This is a genomic window from Paenibacillus sp. 01T47 (genome assembly GCF_056398245.1).
Window position 1 is genome coordinate 370,084 of the sequence record NZ_JBFTPA010000002.1, and the last position, 23,562, is coordinate 393,645.

Below are 23,562 nucleotides of genomic sequence, written 5' to 3' on the forward strand. Positions count from 1 at the left end.
TTACCATAACCCCCTTTCGCCGAACTTTCGGATGAGCCTGTTAACGCCTACGACTAGAATAAACCCAATCAAGGACTGGAATAATCCAAGCGCTGTCGTGTAGCTGTAATTCATATTTTGCAAGCCGACCCGGTATACATAGGTGCTGATGACATCCGCTACATCCAGCACGGATTGGTTTTGAAGCACCAGCGTTTGTTCAAGACCAACATCCATCATATGCCCCATCCGAAGGATCAATAAGATAGCAATCGTGCTGCGAATGCCGGGAAGTGTAATATGCCAAATTTGCCGCAGCTTGTTTGCACCGTCGATTTTGGCTGCTTCATAAAGCTGGGGATCAATCGAAGCCATCGCTGCTAAATAGAGAATCGTCCCCCAGCCCGCTTCGCGCCAAATACCGGATAACGTATACACAACAGGCCACCAAGTCGAATCCGCCATAAAATAGACGGGCTCGATGCCAAATTGTTTTAGAATCAGATTCACGACGCCTGTGCTCGGCGATAGGATCGCAATAACGATACCGCCCAGCACAACCCAAGAGATGAAGTGAGGCAAATACAACAGGTTCTGGACCGTCCTTTTGTACCATTCTCTGCGCACCTCGTTAAGCAGCAAGGCAAGGAGGATAGGTACCGGAAAACCAAACACGAGACTATAGATGTTCAGCAGCAGTGTATTTCTAAGAATTCTCCAAAAATCCAAGCTTGCGAACAGCATTTGAAAATGATGAAAACCGGCCCATTCGCTTCCCCATATTCCATCAATAAACCGGTAATTTTTGAATGCGATAATTTCGCCCGCCATCGGTGCGTATTTAAAGATGACATAAAACAAGATGACAGGCAGAAGCATCAAATATAAGTGACGATCCCGCTTAAGCCGTATCCAAATCGTCCTCCCCCCCTTTATGTTCCGTCTACAATTCGATCGTACACAAAGCTCGGGAAGCTGAATATAGACATGTTCTGTGCCAGGTGTCTTTTATTGTGAAATGGCCCAGTCACCTTTCTTGACCAGGTTCATTCTTTTGCTGTGACACGAAAGAAATCCCGCCATTACAAGTAAAAACCCCTTCAACTTCTGGATGTTGAAGTAGCTTTGACGGAGAAATGTAAGCCTTTTATAAGCTAACAAACTTATAGATTCTTATAGTACAAGGAAAAAACCGGGGCAACGCCTCCGCTTAGGAAGTGTGCCACCGGTCTTACGTTCGCTCTGTGCCTTGCCCTGTTTGTTTGCTGATGGCATGTTCTCGGTACTCTGTAGGTGTCATCCCTGTAAATTTTTTAAACGTCCGCAAGAAGCTGCGGGTATTCATATATCCAATCGCTTCGGCGATATCGTTCACTTTTTTATCCTTGTTAGCGAGCAGTGCTTTCGAGGCGTCAATTCGAATTTCGATAAGATAGTCGATAAAATTTCGCTCGGTGTATTCTTTAAACTGCTTGCTAATATAGGTTGGGCTCAAATGAAACTGTTCAGCGAGCCGATCGAGCGACAAATCATTTTCATGGTAATGGGCTTGAATGTAGGTAAGCATTCGCTCAATCGTGTCATTTTTCCCTCTCAGGCTTCGTTTGCTCGTAAGCTTAGCAGCTAGCTCCTCAAGAACAGCGAGGACGAGGGCCTCTGCTTGCTTCCAATCCTCACTGTGCTCAATCTTCTCATAAATGCTATCCAAGTTGCCCATCGACTCCTCGGGACCGATTCCGATTGCATCAGCAACCTGCAGCGCCTTCACGATTAAATCGAACGAAAACTGGCGGATGAGGTCAGGAGGCAAGCCTAGTCCCACCGCCTTCTCAAAGGCTTGGTGCACATCCTCCTTTATTTTATCCGTATCCGTCTGTTTGAGCGCCTCCATAATTCGAGTTGCCTTCCGATTCAAACGGTAATAGTCTTGACTGTCCGGCGGTTGCAAATCCTCGATTGAAATGACGGAATGGCTGCCAAAAAGCATCTTGTAGCGGAGCGCCTTGCGCGACTCGCCGTAGGAGCTTTGAATATCGCCGAGTTCCTTGACTCCTCTGCCTACACCCACCGTAGCGACTAATCCGAATTGCTTCTTAATCACCTCAAGTATCCATTCCAAAATTGCGAGCGCGCGCAAATGGTTTTGTTCCGCTTCGCCTTCTGCGAAGCTAAAGACAAGCGCCGCTCGTCCGCCGCCTAAATCGATTGCGACTCCAGCATCCTCTTTGCCCATCATCTCCTCCGCCACGTTGCAAAACACATACGTATACAACGTTTCATCACGCAGGCTTAAGCAGCCTTCTGGTTTCGCAATTTCTGCCGTACATACAAGGTAGCGCTCTGAATAGAGCTTAATGCCTGTAAATTCAAAGTGATGCCGCAAAGCTTGGTAGTCCGTTCGGTAGCCGGTCAGCATATCCATAATCAGTCTCCATTTGAGCACGGATTTGGAATCCCGCACATGCTTCTCCAAATGCTCCCGATCCTCCATCATTTGCTCAAACACCGTCTCCAAATAAGTGAATCCCGCCGTATCAAATCCGCGCTTCTTATCTGGCTGGTAGGTCCCTGAAAGCTTGCTGACCAGTCGATCAAGCGGCTTAAAGGTTAATCGATTGATGTAGAACAATACAATTAGCGCTAGAACGATCATTACGCCAGCCAATATAAATAAAAGATTGCGGGTAATCTGAAGCGGCTCGTAAATTTGTGATTCCGGCATGATGCTGACCATTTTCCACCCCGTATAGGCGGAAGTCCTGTAAAAAACAGTTTGCGGGATCCCGTCCAGCTTGACTGATAGGGAGCCGCTGCCTTCTGCTGAGAGTACGTTTTTCATATAGGGTAATTGCTTTAAATTTTGGTAAAGGAGCGTTTTGTCATCGTGGCTGACGACTTTTCCATCTGCGTCGAATATAAACAGATGGCCAGCCGAGCTTTCCTCATAGACCGATTTAATCATATCGTAGAGAACAACCTCGTTAATGTTAACGGCAACGATGCCGTTGCGATAACCGGGACTGCTGAGCGTCGGGTAGGAGCGCACCAGTGTCACAACGTTTTGAGTTGTCGTTCCATCCCACACCGGATGGGTCGTCATCCACTTGAAGTAACCCGGCATGTCCATATAATCAGCTAGCCAGTTGTCTACCGATGAAATATCATTCATATAAGCCTTTTCGGTCAAAATATCGCCGTTTACAGCAGAGTAAACAAAAATGGATGAGAATGTGGGATTCGCGTTAATAAAGTTTTTTAATTTTGTCGTAAGCCCATAATAGTTGCTGTATTTTTGGGCATCGTCATTGTAGCTATCCAGCATGAAGTAGACAAATTCGAGTTCTTCCATAAGCGCGAGCAAATCTTTCTCGGTTTGACGGAACGCCACTTCAATCTTTTGGTCTACTTGCTTGAGTAGCGCGAGATTCGTATTGGTCAGATCCGCCTCAAGCGGACCAACCGTACCCCGATAGGACAACCAAAAGGTTAAGACAATAATCAGCAGAAATGTGCTTCCGTAAATGACCATCACTTTTCCCGAAATGCTGGATTTCATTCAAAACCTCCTCACGGGATGCAGCTTGTTCATTACTATATGCATCATATGAGTTTGGCATTATACATTCATAGCCAGTATCATCATTTCTACTAGTGTGCTTCTCATATTCATTATGACTTTCTCGTCTACTGCGTTAATGATGATATTTATAAAAATTGTATTATCAAAATATGAAGATACCATTTTATTATTGTTAGCAACTGCGGGTGTCGCATCAGGTATCATCTGGGGTATCATCAAATCCACTGGATTAATAAAAATCGGCTAATACCCTTTTGATATGCTTGCTGCTTTTCTCAGATTTGCTGCTTATTGGTTTAAGCGTTATTTTCAAAATGCCGATCGTATGATCAAGCTTGCAAAAGGCTGATAAAACGAAAGATGATTTTTGGTGAATACTTCTTATGAGCTGCGAACTCCCCTGCGAGACGCAATCCATCATGGAGCGCTCAGATCAGGCTGCCGATCACAAAAATACGAATCAATTTGTATCTATTGCACATGAGCTAGAGCTCGTTCAAGCTTACTTGTATATCGAGAAGGAACGTTTTGCTGAACGTTTAGAGATTGTCTGGGAAGTACATCGAAATATCGATTGCAGATGATGGAATCAGAATGGACGAAGAAGAATTGGGGCAACTGTTGAATGGGAAGTATAACGAACAAAGTGGAATTGGTTTATTGAATACGGATCGTCGATTAGAACAGTTATATGGCTATGGGCTTGTCATTACAATCAAACTTAATTTTGGAACCACGGTATCATTCCAGATTCCCTAAAATGAATAAATAAAAAAAGCGACATTGCCCGCCAAGGGTAAGTCGCTTTCTGTTTATTTGCCAAAAGTACCTGGTTTGATTTTTTTTACATCATACATATTTACCGATGAATCAACGATATATGAAGGACGCTGCTCATCTTTTTTGTTCCGATGGCCAGCAATATGGACGGGATCTTTCTCCCAATTTTTCCAAGCTTCATCAGACTCCCAACGGATCATAATAACAACTTCTTCCGTTTCTTTTGCTTTTCTATTCACCATAATATTAATATCGATAAGACCTTCCTTGCCGTCAATATAGCCCTCTTGCCCAAAATTGTCGACAACTTGCTGTGAATTTCCCTTTTCCACTACAATTGATCTCAATTGAATGAACACAGAAATCCCTCCTATATCATTTTAAAAACTACCATTTAACTATATCGATAACGATTCTCATTGTCAAATAAACATTGTTAAAATGTTCCTATTCAGGTGGCTTATTTTTCTCCCCTCCCCTTCTTATTTAAATAAACGACTAAAATTTTATTAATCGTCAGCAAGTAACGACTAACATGTCAAAAAAATGATAAAATAGATGATGATAATACCAAAAAGGCGGAGATTACATGGGACATCCATTCATTATTGAACCGATATCGTACATTAGCTTCGAAAACGAGGCAGAGCAAATAGAAAAATGCAAGGAATGGGGTTTGCTTTCTGAGAAGGCTGCCAAAACAAAAGTATTTTTCTATAAAGGAAACGGCGTGAATCTCGAATGCACTATTATTGGATATGTGGATAAAATGACTGCTGTCATTTCATTTGAAAATGAACAAAAGCATTGTATTCACCCTTCCTACTTAAAGGAAATGCAAGCTTCTAGTTATGGCCAGAAGACTTCCAATGCAGTTGAAGAGATTGCACCTGCACAAGAGATTGAAGCTGATAAAAATGACGTTCTGCTAGAAACATCACAAAATAATGATGCAGCAGTGATTTCGGAGACGATACCAGCGCCTGATTCAGTAGAAGAAGTACATAAAGAACCTAAAACAGCAGCAGCTCCAAAGGAAAAAACAAAAAAAGAAAAGGCGCCAAAACTGCAGCTTCCTGAAGATAAGATCAAGATGGTCGCAACAGTAAAAGAATTTACGACTGTACCTAACAATTTTTCTGACACAGATGACGAGGTTGTTATTTACAACGCAGTAGCCATTCAAGATCCTGCTATGGAGATCGGCGATGCTTGGTCCAGCCATAGTGCTACCCTCAAAAAGCTTGAGCTGGAAATCGGCGATATCCTTCATTTTGAAGGAAAAATAGTCGCTAAAAAGCTTACTAAGCACCCTGTTCCTTACAAAATCAATAACCCTGCGAAAATTCAAAAAGAAAAATCAGAATAAACCCATTCATAGTTGAGGTATACCTTGAGCTTTGCTTCTAACCTACAGGAGTAAAGCTTTTTTCTGATCGAACTTTATAACTTTAAACTATAAAGAAGATAGGAATAATATATTTTACTTATATACAATCTTTGTGTGAGAATAGGGTTACCAATAGTTAGGGGATGATATTATGCCTTCCGGCCAATTTTGGAAAACCGAATTATATGACAACAAACTGGGTTTTGTATCTGAGTACGGGAAGGAAGTTGTTGAATTATTAAGTCCTGCCCCAGGCGAGAAAATATTAGATGTAGGGTGTGGCACCGGAGATTTGGCCTATGAAATATCGAAAACGGGAGCAACAGTTGTAGGCATGGATTTTTCTGCGGAAATGATTGAAAAAGCACGAGTGAAATATCCAACCATTCTTTTTTTCACTGGAAATGGTGAACAGTTTCAGTTAGATGAATCATTTGATGCTGTATTCTCTAATGCGGCATTGCATTGGATGAAAAATGCGAAACAAGTGGTTGAAAATGTGTGGAATGTGCTAAACAGCGGCGGCAGATTTGTTGCTGAGTTTGGCGGCAAAGGAAATGTTAATCGAATAGTAAAAGCAACAACAGCTGTGCTTGATGAGGATTATGCTATTGATGCAGAAAAGTTAAATCCTTGGTTCTTTCCGAGCATTTCAGAATATAGCGCTCTACTTGAACAACAAGGCTTTCGAGTAACTTATGCCGTTCTTTTTGATCGGCCTACGAAGATGGAAGACGGTGAAGAAGGACTAAATCACTGGTTATCTGGTTTCGCAAATCATTTTTTCGCTAATGTATCGGAAGAAGATAAAAAGTTGCTATACGCTAAAATAGCCGCAAGAGTAAGAAATGATTTATTCCATGATGGTACATGGTATGTGGATTATGTGCGGATTAGAGTAAAAGCTATTAAGCCATAACTTTAAAGCCCCTATAAATAGAGAAAAAGACTGCTGCTTAACCTTGTACGGTTTTAAGCAGCAGTCTTCTCTATTAAGAAGCAATCAGATGATAGGATGTTTAACGAATACGATAGCTGAGATCGTTCCAACGAAGCTCGTTGCGAACACTGCGTACCGTTGAATGCTTATCGATTACTACGGTTTCAATGCCAACTTGATCCGCCCAGTCTACAAGCTGCTCAGTCGTTACGACATATGAGAATACGGTGTGATGAGCGCCGCCAGCGTAAATCCAGCTCTCTGCTGCATCTCGAAGCGATGGTTCTGGTTTCCACAACACACGAGCTACTGGAAGCTTCGGCATTTCATGAGTAGGCTTCACTGCATCCACTTGGTTAATGATCAAGCGGAAACGATTGCCTAGATCGATGAGTGAAGCATTAAGCGCAGCACCAGAGCGTCCATCGAATACAATCCGTGCTGGATCCGCTTTGCCGCCGATGCCAAGCGGATGAACTTCGATTTTTGGACGGCTATCCGCGATTGTAGGACATACCTCAAGCATATGTGATCCAAGTACGAGCTCGTTGCCTTCTTCTAGATGATAAGTATAGTCCTCCATAAATGAAGTACCTTTGTTATTGGCAATCAGCTTCATCATGCGAGTAAGTGCAGATGTTTTCCAGTCGCCCTCGCCGCCAAAGCCGTATCCTTGCTCCATCAAGCGCTGAACTGCAAGACCTGGAAGCTGCTTCATGCCATGCAAATCTTCAAATGACGTAGTAAATGCGGAGAAACCGCCCTCTTGTAAAAATGCTTTTAGGCCAAGCTCAATACGAGCCTGCTCGCCAATGGAAGCCCATGAAGCTGCATTGCCGCGTGTCTCGGACGAAATATCGTACTGCTCGTTGTATTCCTCAAGCAGCTGTTTTACTTCTGAATCTGAAACCTCATTCATACGAGCAACAAGATCACCAATGCCATAACCATTAATCGACCAGCCGAATTTGATTTGCGCTTCAACTTTGTCGCCTTCCGTAACCGAAACTTGACGCATATTGTCTCCGAAGCGAGCAACCTTAAGATGACGGCCTTCATTAACTGCAATTGCCGTTCCCATCCAGCTGGCAATGCGGGAACGAGTAACGCCATCCTCCCAGTGACCCGTAACGACTTTGCGCTCAAGGCCTAGTCGGGCGAAAATATGGCCGTATTCTCGGTCGCCATGTGCGGATTGATTCGTATTCATAAAGTCCATATCAATCGTTTCCCAAGGAATATCACGGTTGAATTGAGTATGAAGGTGTAGTAATGGCTTACGCAGCTCAGACAACCCATGAATCCACATTTTTGCCGGTGAGAAGGTATGCATCCAAGTGATGATGCCTGCACAGTTCTCATCCGCTTTCGCTTCTAAGCAAAGCTTGTAAATTTCTTCTGGAGTTGTTACTACAGGTTTAAATACAATTTCGGATGAAATAATAGAATCATCATTCAACGCCGCAGCAATAATACGTGAATGCTGTGCAACCTCTTCTAATGTTTCTGGTCCGTACAAGTGCTGGCTTCCGGTAACAAACCAAAATTGATAGGGCTTAACTTGTAACATGGAATGGTTCCTCCTCAAGTTTTGCGAATGCAAAACAGCTACGTAAGCATCCGCTTCAAGTTTTGCGAATGCAAAACAGCTATGTAAGCATTCACCGAGTATTAAACGTATTTTTAGAGATAACGCCTCTTCTCAACTTGTACGGACATTAGCGCTAGTTATCACTGGTATGACGATGCACTTGTACATACAACTTGACTCACGTTTATCATACTCCGAACCATAAATGTTTTCAATATGCAGCCCCTATAAAATTTCTAAAGAAAATCAAATTTGTTCCAGTCGGTATGTATAGCCGCAAAACGAACAACGAAATAATACGCTTTTATCGCCTACTTTAATAGTAAGCCTCTCGTCGTCCTCGATTTCAATATACTCTCTGCCCTGCTCGTCCCGATCTCCCGTAGCAAACATTACTGTTTTATTCCCGCACTCGCACTCAAAACTCATCATGATATTGTTGCTCCTCTATTATTGTAGATTTACTAAATTTTGCTCTTTTTTACACTGATTTTTGCTCTGTCAGCAACAGCATTTACTTATTTGCTGTAATAAACAGCCATTTTCATAACTTACGAATAAATACCAGCCTCTAAATGCGTCGGTTTCATTGCTTCATTGTGTTAGCTTCGATATAATTATCGTTGACATTATTATATTACAAAAACAAGGTCAAGGAAGGGTTACGAATAACATGTACATAGCAGATAAATGGGTAGACTACGAGGTTATAGATACAGGAGACGGAGATAAGCTCGAACGTTGGGGCAATTATACACTCCGCCGTCCAGATCCACAAATTATTTGGCCGATCACAAATGAAACAGGTCTTTGGAAAAAAGCCGATGGCCATTACCATAGAAGCAATTCCGGTGGCGGTCAATGGTCGATGAGCGAATCATTGCCTGAGCGCTGGACCATTTCTTATGGCGAACTAAACTTCCATATCAAGCCGACAAACTTCAAGCATACAGGATTATTTCCTGAGCAAGCCGTTAACTGGAGCTGGATGATGGACAAAATCCGTAATGCAGGACGTCCTATTCGTGTCTTGAATCTCTTTGCCTATTCGGGCGGTGCCACTGTTGCAGCCGCAGCAGCAGGCGCTGAGGTATGCCACGTTGACGCAGCTAAGGGTATGGTCCAATGGGCAAAAGATAACGCCCAGCTGTCTGGACTTGAGTCCGCTCCAATTCGCTATATTACGGATGACGTGTTCAAATTCGTTCAACGCGAACAACGCCGCGGCAAGCAGTATGATGCGATTATTATGGATCCACCTTCTTATGGACGTGGCACGAATGGTGAAACATGGAAGCTCGAAGAAAATTTGTTTCCATTCTTACAATCCTGTACATCGATTTTGTCTGACAATCCATTGTTCCTACTCATCAACTCCTATACAACTGGATTATCGCAATCTGTTCTGCACAACCTGCTGCATATGACAATGAATGCCAAGTATGGCGGCGAGATCAACTGTGGAGAAATCGGATTGCCGATTACGAAATCCGGCCTTAATTTGCCGTGCGGAATACTGGGACGTTGGGAGTCTAAGTAATGACGATCAAGGTTCTGTTCGAGGACAATCATGTAATAGCTGTCGTTAAGCCGCCTGGCGTCCTCTCACAAGAGGATGACACTGGCGATGCTGATATGCTTACCCTGCTTAAACAGGATATAAAGGAACGATACAACAAGCCGGGAAACGTCTTTCTCGGCCTCGTTCACCGTCTTGACCGTATGGTTGGCGGCGTTATGATTTTTGCCAAAACCTCAAAAGCTGCGTCCAGATTATCCGAATCGGTTCGCAGTAGACATTTTGGCAAAACTTATGTTTGTGTTGTACAAGGTACGCCAAAACAACCTCAATCGCGTTTGACTCATTATATTGTTAAGAACAGCAAACAAAATCAAGTAACCGTCTATAACAAACCCACGAATGAGGCTAAAGAAGCGATTTTGGATTACGAGGTAGCAGCTGTATCTGGCCGTTATTCATTGATTGCGGTGAAGCTGCATACCGGAAGGCCTCATCAAATCCGTGCACAGCTGGCTCATATCGGCTGTCCGCTCGTAGGCGACCTGAAATACGGCGCGAAACCAACAAGCGGCATATCCGAAATTGCGTTATGGTCAACCTCGGTTTCAGCCCCTCATCCTATAACAAAGGAATGGATGAGTTTTCGTTCCGTCCCAACCGGCTCTGATGTTTGGAATTGGTGGACTAGTTCGCAGCTTGAAGACGCCTCCAGTATGCTGAGCAATACGTAACAAGGAAGGACGAAATACTAATGCGCCGTAAAAGGCACCGAAAAACAAATTCTATACTATTATTACTAAGTTTACTTGGCTTACTGGTTATTTTTTTATTGCCCTCCATTTACGAGAGGGCTTCTGCACCTGCCAGCTCGCTTCCTGCAGCTTCAATTGACCCCACTCCTACTGAGCAAGCAGTCGTAACCCCTTCACCATCTCCTGAACCGACAGCACCACCAGAGCCTGTTTTTGCCGATGCCGTATGGATGGCCGTAGGCGACATCATGATGCATACGCCCCAGCTGCCCGGAGCTTTTGACAAGAAGACGAATCGATATAACTTCAAGCCGTTTTTTGCAGAGGTTAAACCGATTTTGAAGCAAGGAGATTGGGTTATTGCCAACCTAGAAACACCAACTGCTGGTGTTGAATATGGTTATACAGGATATCCAACGTTTAATGCGCCAACCGAACTTGTAGAAGCGATCAAGGATGCTGGATTTAACTTAATAACAAATGCCAACAATCATTCACTTGATAAAGGCGAGTCAGGTGTGCTTCGCACTCTTGAGAATTTAAAGAAGCTTGGTCTTCCAAGCAAGGGAACAGCCGCATCGCAAGAAGAAGCAGACCAAGCTGTCCTATCCGAGAAAAATGGCATCGTTATGGGATTGTTAGCTTACACCTATGGTACAAATGGTATTCCAATTCCAGAAGGCAAACCTTACCTCGTTTCGCTTATTGATGAAGAGAAAATTAAAGCAGACATCATTCGGCTGCGTGAAGCAGGTGCTGACTTTATTACCGTTTCTCTGCATTTCGGAACTGAATATCAGATTATACCGAACGAAGAACAAAAACGTCTCGCACGTTCGCTTGTCGCTGCGGGAGCTGATATTATTGCCGGTTCGCATCCCCATGTTGTCCAGCCATATGAAGTGCTCGAAACAACCGATGAGAATGGTCATGTAAAAAAGGGACTTATTATTTATTCTATGGGAAATTTTATTTCTAATCAGCGGGGCGAATCGAAGGATTACGGAGTTATTTTTAAAGTTAATGTTCGTAAAAATATGACAGAAGGCACAGTTACTATTACTGATGTTGAATCCATTCCGACATGGGTGCATCGCTACAAGCCTGATCGTTCCTTTCGATATCGCATCTTGCCAATCGAAGAAACATTAGCTGCTTCAAATGATACCTTGCTAACGCAAGCCGACTACGAGGTGCTCCAAAAAAATTACGATATGCTGCGCAATCGGCTCGATTCTATGAAATAAGCGTTGAATGGCGAAATCAGATTACAGATTTGCTACTTTACCCAACAAGTAAACCAGCAGTTGCTGGTTATGAGAGGAAATGCGGTCCAGCGATTGTTCGATCATTTGAGTCCGAATCGTTGTACCGCGCTCCGCCTCAGCTTTGCCCTTCTCCGAAACAGATACCCACACAATTCTTCGATCATGTTCATCTCTAGTACGTTCAATGAGCTCATTTCTTTCCATTCGATCCAACAGTGTTGTAATTGCAGCAGGCGTAGTCGCTAAATATTGGAGCAGATCAGATGGCTTCATCGGTTGGTGCTGAAGCATCAGCTCTAATACATTCAGCTGCCCTTCTGTCAAAGGAGTAAGCGATTGTTCCAAGTTGTTTTTCCATTCACGCGAAAGCTTCGTCCATAATCGAGTAAATTCTCCAGACACCATACTCCCACACTCGCTCTCTGTCAATTTCCATCTATTTGCTATTTATTATAGCAGTCTTTATTGTCGAATAAAAGATTAACCCAATTAATAATTTGCGCTATTAATCGATATATTGTTGAACATTATGACAGCGTTAGACATACAATAAGGCGAAAGCCCAGCGCTATGTCTATTCATGCTTAAACAGTAAGGAGCGTGCACCCAGTGGAAGAAAGAAAAGCTGTAATCATTCAAAAAATTAAAAATTATGGCATTATAAAAGACCCACAATGGCTGGACCGCCCGGATGAGCTGGTACCATTGTGGGTCATGCTTGAAGCTATTTTGGAAGTCATTGAACGGTTTGATCCGCCTAATCGACCTTTTGATTAGTGTCTGTTATGGAACGTGCAAGCGTGCTCGTAATAACGTCGGTTTTCTCTACTGGGAATATGAGCTTGCCTATCGATTTGCGATCTTCAATTGGTGCTTTCTCCGATGCAGCAGAAAGCTTCGCTCCTGATGAGGTAATCGCTACGATCTCTTTGGCTGCCTTGCAATAATAAGCCCCAATCAGTGACGAACCGTTTGGACGCACTCGTTTGCCTTCTTTAAATTCGAACGTTTGAACACCCTTGCCGCCTCTGCCCTGAATTGGATAATCCAGCAGCAAAGTACGTTTGGCGTAACCGATATCGGTAATGACGAGTAATTCGCCTTCATCCTCAGCAACCCATTCCGCGGTGACAAGCTCGTCTCCATCCTTAAGCTGAATACCTCTTACGCCTGTTGCAACTCTACCCATCGAATTAACTTCGGATTCTGTAAACCGAATACTCATTCCCTGCTTAGTAATAAGCATGATTTGCTTCGAACCATCACTCAAAACAACCCGAATGACTTCGTCGCCCTCTGAAACTTTGCAGGCTGCAACCGCAGTGGATCTTGTAGTTGCGTATTCCTTAAGCTCCGTACGCTTGACTTGGCCACGTTTCGTTACGAAAACAAGTGATGCTGTAGATGCCAAAATATCTTTAATTGGAATGACGCTTACGATCGAATCATCCTTCGGAATAGGTACAACATTCACTATCGCTGTTCCGGTATCCTTCCATTTGAATTCTGGAATTTGATGGACCGGCAGCAAATAATATTGACCTTTGCGTGTAAAGAGCAGCAAATTGTCAATCGTATTGACTTCAAGCAACTCTCGTACGAAGTCACCTTCCTTGACGCCTGCGTTTTGCAGCTCGCCTCCCGATCTCGTAAACGAGAGCATGCTTGTCCGTTTTACATAACCATCCTGGCTTAATGTAACTAGAACATCCTCTGGTGTAACAAGAACTTCGAGGTTAACTTTCAGCTCTTCGATTTCACCGCGCAGAACAGAACGGCGATCAATGCCATATTTGGTTTGAATCTCAAGCAGTTCATCCCTAATAACACCAATCAGCTTCTTCTCGCTAGCCAAGATCGATTTCAAGTAAGCAATCTTCTTCATCGCTTCCTTAAGCTCTTTCTCAAGTGTCGTAATTTCCAAGTTCGTTAAGCGATAAAGCTGCAAAGTAAGGATGGCATCTGCTTGACGAGCGGAGAAATCGAACTTCGCAACCAAGTTGTCTTGTGCATCCCCGCGATTTTTGGATGCTTTGATCGTCGCTATAACTTCGTCTAATATGTTGAGCGCTTTGACAAGTCCTTCTACAACATGAGCGCGATCTTCCGCCTTCTCAAGATCATATTTCGTGCGGAAAGTTACTACTTCCTTCTGATGATCGATATACGCCGATAATATTTGTTTAAGACCAAGCTGCATCGGTGTTTTGTTCACGATTGCGACCATATTGAAGCTATAAGCTACCTGCAGATCCGTTTTCTTGAACAAATAAGCCAATATACCTTGTGCATCGGCATCCTTCTTAAACTCAATGACGATGCGCAGACCATTGCGTCCGCTCTCATCACGCACCTCCGCAATGCCTTCGACCTTTTTCTCTAGCCGAATGTTTTCCATTGCGGTAACCAACCGTGATTTAACGACCTGATATGGAATTTCAGTAATGACAAGCTGCTGCTTACCTCCGCGCATATCCTCGATAGCCGTCTTAGCACGAATGTATATGCGGCCTTTACCTGTAGCATAAGCGTCTCGAATGCCTTCTTCGCCCATAATAATGCCGCCAGTAGGGAAATCCGGACCTTTCACATAGGTCATAAGTTCTTCTTGCGTCAGCTCTGGGCTTCCCATAAGGGCGATACACGCATCAATAACCTCACGCAGGTTATGAGGCGGGATTTCCGTGGCAAAGCCGGCAGAGATGCCGCTGGTCCCGTTTACGAGCAAGTTGGGGTACCGCGACGGCAGCACAACCGGCTCCTTCGTTGTATTATCGAAATTATCCTTGAATTGTACCGTTCTTTTCTCTATGTCACGAAGCAGCTCCATCGCAATTGGCGATAGACGCGCTTCCGTATAACGCATAGCTGCTGCTGGATCATCATCCTGAGAACCCCAGTTTCCGTGTCCATCAACGAGCGGATGTCCCATTTTCCAAGGCTGTGCCATCCGAACCATACCCTCATAAATGGATGAGTCACCATGCGGATGGTAATTACCCATAACGTCACCGACTGTTTTAGCCGATTTGCGGTATTGCTTGTCCGGTGTGTTTCCTGAATCATACATCGCATATAGAATACGACGCTGCACGGGCTTCAAACCATCGCGAACGTCAGGAATGGCACGGTCCTGAATTATATACTTTGAATAGCGTCCGAAGCGGTCGCCTACCACTTCCTCCAAAAACGCCGGTAAAAACTGTTCCAGCATACTCATGCAGAAATCCCCCTATTCCTCATATTCCATAAAATCGACATTCTCAACAATCCAACGTTTACGCGGATCTACCTTATCTCCCATAAGCGTCGATACTCTGCGTTCTGCTTTGGCTGCATCCTCGATTTGTACCTGAAGAAGCGTTCTTTTCTCTGGATCCATCGTCGTTTCCCACAATTGGTCAGGATTCATCTCACCAAGCCCTTTATAACGCTGAAGCTCATAATTTTTACCGTATTCCTTCAAATAGTTTTGAAGCTGCTCATCTGTCCACGCATATCGAATCGTTTCCAGCTTGCCAGATTTACGTGTAATTTTGTAAAGCGGCGGCTGAGCGATATAAACGCGTCCCAAATCGATTAACGGTTTCATATAACGGTAGAAAAAAGTAAGAAGAAGCACTTGGATATGAGCGCCGTCTGTATCCGCATCAGTCATAATAATAATTTTATTATAGTTGCATTCCTCAGCGACAAACTCAGAACCCACACCTGCCCCTATTGCAGAAATGATGGCCTTGTACTCGTCGTTTTTCAAAATATCGATGAGCTTGGCTTTCTCCGGATTCATCGGTTTTCCCTTAAGCGGCAGCAGCGCTTGATATTTCGAGTCACGACCCTGCTTAGCTGAACCGCCAGCTGAATCCCCCTCCACAATAAACAATTCCGTGCGAGTAATATCTTTTGACTGCGCAGGAGTTAGTTTGCCATTTAGATTTGAGCTCTCGCTCCGCTTCTTGCCGCTGCGGATTTCTTCACGCGCTTTGCGCGCTGCTTCTCTCGCTTTCGAGGCTTGAAGTGATTTCTTTAACAGCATTTGTGCGATTTGAGGGTTTTCCTCAAGAAACACCTGCATCTTCTCCGAAACAATTGCGTCAACAGCGCTTCGCGCAGATGAGCTTCCGAGCTGGTCTTTTGTTTGTCCAACAAACTCAACCTCAGACATTTTGATATTAATAACAACCATCATGCCTTCGCGCAAATCGTTGCCTTCAAGGTTTTTGTCTTTCTCCTTAAGCATCGCTGCTTTACGGGCATAGTCGTTCATGACGCGAGTATAAGCGGTTTTAAAACCGGTTTCATGCGTACCGCCGCCGCGTGTCGGAATGGAATTGACGAAGGAAGCGATCGTCTCCGTGTATCCGTCATTATATTGGAGGGCTACCTCCACCTCAATATCATCGCGCTCACTGGCAAAGTGAATAACATCATGCAGTACGGTCTTTTCTTCATTCAAAAACTGAACGAATTGACGAGCGCCGCCTTCATAATGAAAAACATCCTGCTTACCGCTGCGGTCGTCTTTAATTGTTACCTTTAATCCAGAGTTTAGAAAAGCAATCTCTTGCAAACGCTCTGCCAGCGTATCATAACTTAATGTTGTGCCATTCTGGAACACGCGGCCATCCGGCTTAAAAGTAACCTTAGTGCCTGTCCGATTCGTAGTGCCAATAATCTCAAGTCCGCGTACCGGCTCACCAACATGCTCACGTCCCGCTTCATCGATCCAATATTCAAAGCGTTGTCTGTGAATTTTGCCGTCTCGGTAAATATCAACCTCAAGCCATTCTGACAAAGCATTTGTAACGGATGCGCCAACGCCGTGCAGACCGCCGGATTTCTTATATCCGCCGCCGCCAAATTTACCGCCCGCATGCAAAATCGTAAATACGACCTGCGGTGTAGGAATACCGGTCTTATGCATGCCGGTAGGAATACCACGCCCGTTATCGTGTACCGTTACTGCTCCGTTCTTGTGCAGCGTCACTTCAATGGCCGAACAAAATTTAGCCAAATGCTCATCGACTGCATTATCGACAATTTCCCAAACGAGATGATGCAATCCCGAACTGCTTGTACTTCCTATGTACATGCCCGGTCTTTTACGAACTGCTGTTAACCCTTCAAGCACCTGTATATCATCGGCCTCATAATTTCGGTCTGCGGCCGCTGTATTTGCGAAGAGATCTGTTTGCTCAGACATGAGCGTCCCCCTATCTTTAATCACGTTTCCGTATCTTCAAGCTATTTTAATTCAATTTGTCATGTTTCGTAAAGTCTCCAAAAAAAAACGATTAGTGCAATTACACGATCTTCAAGCCTTATTTTGCTAATGGTCATAAGAGATACATATAAGGATAACACACTATCCTTGCTGAACAGAACCTTCCAACGATTAGTTTGGAGGGGTTCTATAGTTTCCTGTCTTGTTTCAACAGCAGCACTACTTATTCATAACCTACAGCTCAGCGTATGTAATAATCGGAATAAGCGCAAGCATAATTAACACAATAACAAAAAAACTTTTTTTGTTCCACAAATTCTACAACTCATTTTCAATAAAACACTTAAAGTTATTCGTGTGTATCCACTGTTTGAGCGTTTCTACCAGCTTCGACCACGAAACATTGCGTTATACGCTTGTCGTACATGTAGAATTTACTGCAATGACATTAGCTTAATCCTTTGAAAATAAAATGGAATGCACATACATCGCTTTAATAACTGTTGTTAGCATGTTTTGCAGAATCATTAGATTTATGTATGCGTGGTAACAATTTGTATTAAAAAAGGCGATTGTGAGGCACAGCCTTGCCTATTTAATCGATTAGGATTGACTTTAATGCTCAACCTTCGTAATATGGTTTACGATTCAAATTCACACCCAAAATCATATTCGAGGTAGCAGAATGAATACGAATGAACGCATTGATTGTTTGAAATGCAAACATTATTTTATTACATGGGAGCCAAGTGCACCTAAAGGCTGTAGAGCTTTTGGATTTAAAACAAGCGTACTGCCGAGCATAATGGTTTTTCGCTCATCTGGCAAACCCTGCATGCATTTTGAAACAAAAGAAAATCATAAAAAATAAGATTATATCAAAAGTTTTGAAATTAGTGAATTTAGGATTTAGGATATTCCGAACAAAAAAAGCACCCTAAGGTGCTTTTTTGAGAACAATGCGAACTGCGACTTTCTTCCTATTACTTATGCTTCGACCAGTTAGGGTCGCTATTCTCAAGCAAATAAGAAAAATCGTTTTCCAAACGCTTTTGCTCCTGCTTCTTCTTTTCTTCTTCCTGTTTGCGAAGTTCTTCTTTACGTGATGCTTCAGCCTGCTTCATATCATCCGCTTGTGCTTTTAGCTTTCCAAGCACCTCATTGCTTAATAAATCCTTGAGCGTCAAGCCGTTTTCTGACTCATTTTTTGGAGCATTTTTTGATGATGATCTAGGAGCTGAAGACGTTATTTTTTTCTGTTTTTTACCCATTGCTGCTGCACCTGCCTTAAAATAAACTTTCTATTCGTTAGTATACGATACGTAAAGAGCTTCTGCAGCTTTACGAGCTAAATCTCGTGCTTGTTCTACATCAGGAGCAGTGCTCAGCGCAACGGCCATTCTTCGTCCAACCTTCGTTTCTGGTTTTCCAAAAACGCGAACCTGTGTATTAGGAACCGACAAAGCCTCTTCAATACCGCCAATGCGGAAATCGGAAGATTCACGGTCTGCTTTCAACGTATGTGATGCACCATGTGACAGCAACCGAATTGTTGGAATTGGAAATCCTAAAATAGCTCTTACATGCAGGGCAAACTCTGAAAGATCCTGAGTCGCCATCGTTACCATGCCTGTATCATGTGGACGCGGCGATACTTCACTAAACAAGACGCCATCCTTTGTAATGAATAGCTCCACTCCGTAAATACCAAAACCACCCAGCTCATCGGTGATGCGTTGCGCTATGGACTCTGCTTGAGCAATTTGGGCCTCAGTCATATGATGCGGCTGCCAGGACTCGATGTAATCGCCATCCTTCTGCACATGTCCAATTGGCGGACAATAGCTTGTACCCGAAACCGATCGTACAGTAAGCAATGTAATTTCAGATTCAAATGTTACAAAGCCCTCCACGATAACACGCTGCTTCTTGGCACGTCCACCTTCCATCGCATAGCTCCAGCATGCTTCAAGCTCCGCTTCAGATCGGCAAACGCTTTGTCCTTTGCCTGAGGAGCTCATAATTGGTTTGATGACGCATGGGAAACCAAGCGTTTCGGCCGCAAGAGCAAGCTCTTCAAACGTATCTGCAAATCGATATGGCGCGGTAGGCAGCTCCAATGTCTCAGCAGCTAAGCGGCGAATGCCTTCGCGGTCCATCGTCAGCCAAGCCGCGCGTGCTGTAGGAATAACGCGATGTCCTTCCTTCTCAAGTTCAAGCAGCGTTTCTGTAGCTATTGCTTCAATTTCCGGAACAATATAGTCAGGCTGCTCCTTCTCAATAATACGGCGAATCTCAGCCCCATCCAGCATATCCGTTGTATAACTGCGATGTGCAACCTGCATAGCTGGTGCTTGATCATAGCGATCTACTGCAATGGTCTCGATGCCAAGCCGCTGAGCCTCCAATACAACCTCTTTACCAAGCTCACCAGAGCCTAGCAGGAGCAACTTGCGAGCATTCGTTGTTAAGGGTGATCCATACATAAAGAAAAAGAACCTCCTGGAAGCAAATCGAATCGTCAGCTCTGTCCTAAAGGCAGAGACTAGCGTTTCGGTTCGTTTTTTCTTCCATTGTGGAGGTTCTAAGCTTAAAAATCAACTATTTTATAAGCATTTGCTGAAATGAATTGTGCTTACGTTTTAAAGAAAACGGTACTGTGCTTCGATCAAGCCGTTGTACACGCCGCGCTTTGCAAGCAACGCTTCATGATTGCCTTGTTCAACGATTTCACCGTGGTCAAGCACGATAATTTCATCCGCGTGACGAATCGTCGACAATCGATGAGCAATCATAAAGGATGTACGGCCTGCTAGAAGAATTTTAAGAGCTTCTTGAATTTTCAGCTCCGTTTCAGTGTCAATGCTGGCTGTTGCTTCATCCAAGATAAGAATTTGCGGATCAGCTAGCAATGCTCTGGCGAACGATAGCAACTGACGCTGACCCATGGAAAGTACATTGCCTCGCTCTTCAACTTGCGTATCATAGCCATCTGGCAGCCCCATGATGAAATCATGCGCGTTAACGGCTTGAGCTGCTTTTACGATCTCCGCATCGGTTGCATCCAAGCGTCCATAACGGATATTGTCACGAATCGTGCCTGCAAAAATAAACGTATCCTGGAGCACGATGCCAACCTGTGAGCGCAGGCTTTCAATCGTCACATCACGAATATCGATGCCATCAATGAGGACACGGCCTTCAACCGGATCATAGAAACGGCATAATAGGTTGATGATTGTACTTTTTCCTGAACCAGTATGCCCTACGAGCGCTATCGATTGGCCTGCTTTTACATCGATGGTGATGCCTTTGAGTGCTGGCCTTCCCTTCTCGTATTCGAACACGATATGGTCGAACTTTACGGCGCCAACAATTTTCGGAAGCGGCTTTGCAACCTTTAGTTCAGCTACCGTCGGTTCTTCATCAATAAATTCAAAAATCCGTTCTGATGAAGCCATCGCAATAAGCAGCTGGGAGTACATTTGTCCTAGTCGGTTTATTGGGTCCCAGAAATTTCCGATATAGTTGGCATAACCAACAAGCAATCCAACGGTAATTGCACCTATTTGAATGAGGTGGGAGCCATACCAGAAAAGAATAAAAGTACCGATTGCTGAAGTGATCTCGATTACAGGACCGAACGTTTGGTTAAGCGATGACGCTCGGTTCCATGATTTATTGTTGATCGTATTCATATGATCGAAGAAACTCATATTGTCTTTCTCTTGCACGTACGCTTGCGTTACCTTCATCCCTTGAATACTCTCATTTAAATGTGAGTTAATACGGGATTGCTTAATGCGCACATCCTGCCATGCAAAACGAATCTTTTTGCGCAGAGTCGTCGATACAATGAACATTAACGGTACGGTTATCATGACCGCAAGGCCAAGCTTAAAGTTCCATACGAGCAAAATAATGACGATACCGAACAATTGCACACAGTCCATCAATAAGTTGACGACACCGTTTGTAAACAAATCCTGCAGTGCATTTACGTCATTCGTGACACGAACAAGTACTGAGCCTGCTGGGCGCTTGTCGTAAAAACGGAAGCTTAGCTTTTGAATATGCTGGAATAAATGATTTCTGAGATCATAAATAACTTTTTGCCCAATGATATTCGTATATTTGATCCGGTACGTATTGGATGCCCATTGAATAACATATAAGACCAGCATGATGCTTGCGATAGTAATCAACTTCGGTACACTTGTTTCACCTTGCTCAGGAGCAATCGCTTCGTCAATTGCCAGAATGACGAGCGCCGGCACGCCTAGGCGTGTCAACGTACCAAGAATCATCATAACGATGACAGGCATTAATTGCTTTGTGTAAGGCTTCATATATCCGAATAGGCGGCGCAATTGGCCCCAGTTAAAGGGCTTTTCAATCAGCTCATCGTCTTGGTATATGAAACGTTCATTTTTATTGCTAGCTTTTGCTTTGGCACTCGTACTCATTATACGGTACTCCCTTTCCGCTCATTCGCTTGCGCAGCTATAGCAGCATCATCAAGCGGATAGTCAGCATATTGAATGTTGTAGGTGTCGCGGTATGGTCCTTGCTGCTTAATCAGCTCTGCGTGTTTACCACGCTGAACGACATGGCCTTTGTCTAACACGATGATTTCATCGGAATGTCTAAGCGAAGAAATCCGATGTGCAATAATAAAGGTCGTGCGGCCAGCCATCAGCTCCTTGAAGCCCGCTTGAATTTCATGCTCGGTTTCCATATCTACCGCGCTTGTTGCGTCATCCAAAATTAAAATTCTAGGATTTTTTATAAGTGCTCTAGCAATGGCAATCCGTTGTTTTTGTCCACCGGACAAGCCCATTCCTCTTTCGCCTACAATCGTATCGTAGCCTAGCGGCAGCTCCAAAATGAAGTCATGCGCTTTAGCCAGCTTAGCTGCGTGCTCGATTTGCTCTGGTGTTACATCCCGCACGCCATAAGCGATATTATCGCGAATCGATGCCGAGAATAAGAACGTTTCTTGAAACACGGGAGCTATTAATGAACGAAGGCTTGCGACATCCAAATTTTTAATATCGATGCCGTCTAGCGTAATTGAACCTGTTTTTACATTATAGGCTCTCATTAACAATTGAATAATCGTTGATTTCCCTGAGCCTGTCGCACCAAGAAACCCAATGACAGAGCCTGCTGGCGCATCAATGACCAAATCGGTTACCGCCGGCGTTTTGTCAGGATAACTGAACGTAACATGATCGAAGCGTACATGACCTTTTACGGTATCGCTGCTAACCTCAATCGCGTGCTCAATATTTTTTACATGAACATGTTCATTCAGCAGTCCTAGTACACGCTCGCCTGAAGCTTTGAACTGTGTGTAGTTATTAATATGGAACCCTAGGCCCCACATCGGACCGATAATGTACCAAATCAAGCTGAAAAATGCGACAAATTCACCGAGCTGCAGTGATCCGTTAATGACAAGAATACCGCCTGTTACAAGCAGGATTACTGCGCTTAAGTTCGCTACAAGCTCCATTACAGGGAAAAATTTCGCCCAAATCTTTGCTGCGCCAACCTGATTCGTTTGATAGGCTTCACTACGTATGGAAAATTTCGATACCTCATGCGATTCACGTGCAAAAGATTTAACCGTGCGTACGCCCGTAATATTCTCTTGAACCGCTGTCGTTAAATTACTCATCGCTTGACGCATTTCACGGAACGCTGGATGAATATTGCGTTCAAAACGAATGGCTGCGAAGCCTAGCAGCGGTATCGTTACTAATGTAATCAAAGTTAGCTGCCAATGAATAGAGAGCATCATGGCGCCGCCGAACAAGATCATCAACACCATGTTCAAGATTTGTGCAAAGCCGAAACCGATAAAGTTGCGAATCGCCTCTAAATCAGCCGTTAAACGTGACATCAAATCGCCTGTTTTTGCTTTGTCATAATATTGAAACGACAGCGTCTGCAGCTTGTCGTACAAAGCATTCCGCATGTGGAATGCCACTTTGTTACCAAGTCGTGCACCAAAAAAACCATGTAAATACTGCATGCATCCTTTAATGATAATGACTCCGACTACTGTAAAAGAAAGCGTCGGCACTAACTCGAATTTTTTTGGAGTAATGACATCATCAATCAAGAATTTCAGTAAATTCGGATAGACAAGTCCGAGCGCCGTAGCGCACATTAAGCAAAATATCGAGGTGAACATAAACTTTCGTTCCGCCCAATAAAATGCTTTCAACTGCCTTAGTACGTCCAAGTAAATCCATCTCCCCGTATCTATTTTGTAAGCATGAATGAATATTATCAGCATCATCAAATGCGAGCAAACAGTATAAATATGCATATACCTGTTATAAACCGCTTATTGACTCGTTATCTAAATTGGAAACGGTTAATACTCCCAATTGGTCGCAAATCATGACAAATATGTGCCTATTACTCAATTTTTGCACAAAAACACACTAAATTAAAAAAAGCTTTTGCAAGCGTTTTACACGCTCGCAAAAGCATTCAGCTGTTAATGCGATAGAACAATCCGT

General features: G+C 43.7%; 21 protein-coding genes. 8 read left to right on the forward strand and 13 right to left on the reverse strand.

Annotation, left to right across the window (positions count from 1 at the left end; all coding sequences use genetic code 11):
- The gene (locus tag AC1DOV_RS05700) at nucleotides 1-858 is read right to left on the reverse strand and encodes an ABC transporter permease (protein WP_477549598.1); all 858 of its coding nucleotides are present in this window, start codon (nucleotides 856-858) and stop codon (nucleotides 1-3) included.
- Between the two features lie 352 nt (nucleotides 859-1,210).
- Nucleotides 1,211-3,535, reverse strand: a complete 2,325-nt coding sequence (locus tag AC1DOV_RS05705; protein ID WP_441875415.1) for a helix-turn-helix domain-containing protein — start codon at nucleotides 3,533-3,535, stop codon at nucleotides 1,211-1,213.
- Between the two features lie 407 nt (nucleotides 3,536-3,942).
- Here AC1DOV_RS05705 and AC1DOV_RS05710 point away from each other — a divergent pair, with 407 nt between their 5' ends.
- Both AC1DOV_RS05710 and AC1DOV_RS05715 read left to right on the forward strand, forming a co-directional pair.
- Nucleotides 3,943-4,143 (forward strand): sensor histidine kinase, encoded by a 201-nt coding sequence (locus tag AC1DOV_RS05710; RefSeq protein WP_477527682.1) that lies wholly within the window; start codon nucleotides 3,943-3,945, stop codon nucleotides 4,141-4,143.
- 10 nt (nucleotides 4,144-4,153) lie between these two features.
- Nucleotides 4,154-4,318, forward strand: coding sequence for a hypothetical protein (locus AC1DOV_RS05715; protein WP_441875409.1), 165 nt, complete (start codon nucleotides 4,154-4,156; stop codon nucleotides 4,316-4,318).
- Nucleotides 4,319-4,371: 53 nt separating this feature from the next.
- Here the strand turns inward: AC1DOV_RS05715 and AC1DOV_RS05720 are convergent, their stop codons facing one another.
- The gene (locus AC1DOV_RS05720; protein WP_076265747.1) at nucleotides 4,372-4,698 is read right to left on the reverse strand and encodes an antibiotic biosynthesis monooxygenase; all 327 of its coding nucleotides are present in this window, start codon (nucleotides 4,696-4,698) and stop codon (nucleotides 4,372-4,374) included.
- 230 nt (nucleotides 4,699-4,928) lie between these two features.
- On the opposite strand from AC1DOV_RS05720, the gene AC1DOV_RS05725 reads away from it, so the two are divergent.
- Nucleotides 4,929-5,708 carry a hypothetical protein gene (locus tag AC1DOV_RS05725; protein WP_477509604.1) on the forward strand — a complete coding sequence of 260 codons (780 nt, stop codon included), beginning with the start codon at nucleotides 4,929-4,931 and terminating at the stop codon, nucleotides 5,706-5,708.
- 172 nt (nucleotides 5,709-5,880) lie between these two features.
- Nucleotides 5,881-6,648: a methyltransferase domain-containing protein gene (locus AC1DOV_RS05730; protein WP_477509605.1), complete on the forward strand. Its 768-nt coding sequence runs from the start codon at nucleotides 5,881-5,883 to the stop codon at nucleotides 6,646-6,648.
- Between the two features lie 100 nt (nucleotides 6,649-6,748).
- Here AC1DOV_RS05730 and araA read toward each other — a convergent pair whose 3' ends face one another.
- Both araA and AC1DOV_RS05740 read right to left on the reverse strand, forming a co-directional pair.
- Nucleotides 6,749-8,239 carry an L-arabinose isomerase gene (gene araA / locus AC1DOV_RS05735; protein WP_477549407.1) on the reverse strand — a complete coding sequence of 497 codons (1,491 nt, stop codon included), beginning with the start codon at nucleotides 8,237-8,239 and terminating at the stop codon, nucleotides 6,749-6,751.
- Between the two features lie 267 nt (nucleotides 8,240-8,506).
- On the reverse strand, nucleotides 8,507-8,692 hold the full coding sequence (locus AC1DOV_RS05740) for a hypothetical protein (RefSeq protein WP_076265743.1): 186 nt from the start codon (nucleotides 8,690-8,692) through the stop codon (nucleotides 8,507-8,509).
- 241 nt (nucleotides 8,693-8,933) lie between these two features.
- On the opposite strand from AC1DOV_RS05740, the gene AC1DOV_RS05745 reads away from it, so the two are divergent.
- Both AC1DOV_RS05745 and AC1DOV_RS05750 read left to right on the forward strand, forming a co-directional pair.
- Nucleotides 8,934-9,800 carry a class I SAM-dependent methyltransferase gene (locus tag AC1DOV_RS05745; RefSeq protein ID WP_339202809.1) on the forward strand — a complete coding sequence of 289 codons (867 nt, stop codon included), beginning with the start codon at nucleotides 8,934-8,936 and terminating at the stop codon, nucleotides 9,798-9,800.
- Nucleotides 9,800-10,513 carry an RluA family pseudouridine synthase gene (locus tag AC1DOV_RS05750; protein ID WP_477549408.1) on the forward strand — a complete coding sequence of 238 codons (714 nt, stop codon included), beginning with the start codon at nucleotides 9,800-9,802 and terminating at the stop codon, nucleotides 10,511-10,513. Before AC1DOV_RS05745 ends, AC1DOV_RS05750 begins: the two co-directional genes overlap by 1 nt.
- Nucleotides 10,514-10,622: 109 nt before the next feature.
- On the opposite strand, the gene AC1DOV_RS05755 is transcribed toward AC1DOV_RS05750, so the two are convergent.
- Entirely contained in the window at nucleotides 10,623-10,784 is a 162-nt protein-coding gene (locus AC1DOV_RS05755; RefSeq protein WP_477549409.1) for a hypothetical protein, read from the reverse strand.
- Here AC1DOV_RS05755 and AC1DOV_RS05760 point away from each other — a divergent pair.
- On the forward strand, nucleotides 10,783-11,781 hold the full coding sequence (locus AC1DOV_RS05760; protein WP_477509608.1) for a CapA family protein: 999 nt from the start codon (nucleotides 10,783-10,785) through the stop codon (nucleotides 11,779-11,781). The two genes, AC1DOV_RS05755 and AC1DOV_RS05760, sit on opposite strands and share 2 nt — an antisense overlap.
- Before the next feature lie 21 nt (nucleotides 11,782-11,802).
- Here the strand turns inward: AC1DOV_RS05760 and AC1DOV_RS05765 are convergent, their stop codons facing one another.
- Complete coding sequence (locus AC1DOV_RS05765; protein ID WP_477549410.1) at nucleotides 11,803-12,207, reverse strand: MarR family winged helix-turn-helix transcriptional regulator; 405 nt, start codon at nucleotides 12,205-12,207, stop codon at nucleotides 11,803-11,805.
- 204 nt (nucleotides 12,208-12,411) lie between these two features.
- Here AC1DOV_RS05765 and AC1DOV_RS05770 point away from each other — a divergent pair, with 204 nt between their 5' ends.
- Complete coding sequence (locus AC1DOV_RS05770; RefSeq protein ID WP_179089723.1) at nucleotides 12,412-12,579, forward strand: hypothetical protein; 168 nt, start codon at nucleotides 12,412-12,414, stop codon at nucleotides 12,577-12,579.
- Here AC1DOV_RS05770 and gyrA read toward each other — a convergent pair.
- The 6 genes from gyrA to AC1DOV_RS05800 form a co-directional block, all read right to left on the reverse strand.
- Entirely contained in the window at nucleotides 12,560-15,022 is a 2,463-nt protein-coding gene (gene gyrA / locus AC1DOV_RS05775; protein WP_477509610.1) for a DNA gyrase subunit A, read from the reverse strand. The genes AC1DOV_RS05770 and gyrA overlap by 20 nt on opposite strands.
- Nucleotides 15,023-15,034: 12 nt before the next feature.
- On the reverse strand, nucleotides 15,035-17,005 hold the full coding sequence (gene parE, locus AC1DOV_RS05780; RefSeq protein WP_076265738.1) for a DNA topoisomerase IV subunit B: 1,971 nt from the start codon (nucleotides 17,003-17,005) through the stop codon (nucleotides 15,035-15,037).
- Nucleotides 17,006-18,009: 1,004 nt separating this feature from the next.
- Nucleotides 18,010-18,297: a YqkE family protein gene (locus AC1DOV_RS05785; protein ID WP_339202817.1), complete on the reverse strand. Its 288-nt coding sequence runs from the start codon at nucleotides 18,295-18,297 to the stop codon at nucleotides 18,010-18,012.
- Nucleotides 18,298-18,327: 30 nt separating this feature from the next.
- Nucleotides 18,328-19,512 (reverse strand): formate-dependent phosphoribosylglycinamide formyltransferase, encoded by a 1,185-nt coding sequence (gene purT / locus AC1DOV_RS05790; RefSeq protein ID WP_477549411.1) that lies wholly within the window; start codon nucleotides 19,510-19,512, stop codon nucleotides 18,328-18,330.
- A 156-nt stretch (nucleotides 19,513-19,668) separates the two neighbouring features.
- A complete protein-coding gene (locus AC1DOV_RS05795) occupies nucleotides 19,669-21,492 on the reverse strand; it encodes an ABC transporter ATP-binding protein (RefSeq protein WP_477549412.1) in 1,824 nt (607 codons plus the stop codon).
- Nucleotides 21,492-23,279 carry an ABC transporter ATP-binding protein gene (locus tag AC1DOV_RS05800; protein WP_477549413.1) on the reverse strand — a complete coding sequence of 596 codons (1,788 nt, stop codon included), beginning with the start codon at nucleotides 23,277-23,279 and terminating at the stop codon, nucleotides 21,492-21,494. The genes AC1DOV_RS05795 and AC1DOV_RS05800 overlap by 1 nt, the downstream gene beginning before the upstream one ends.
- Between the last annotated feature and the right edge of the window lie 283 nt (nucleotides 23,280-23,562).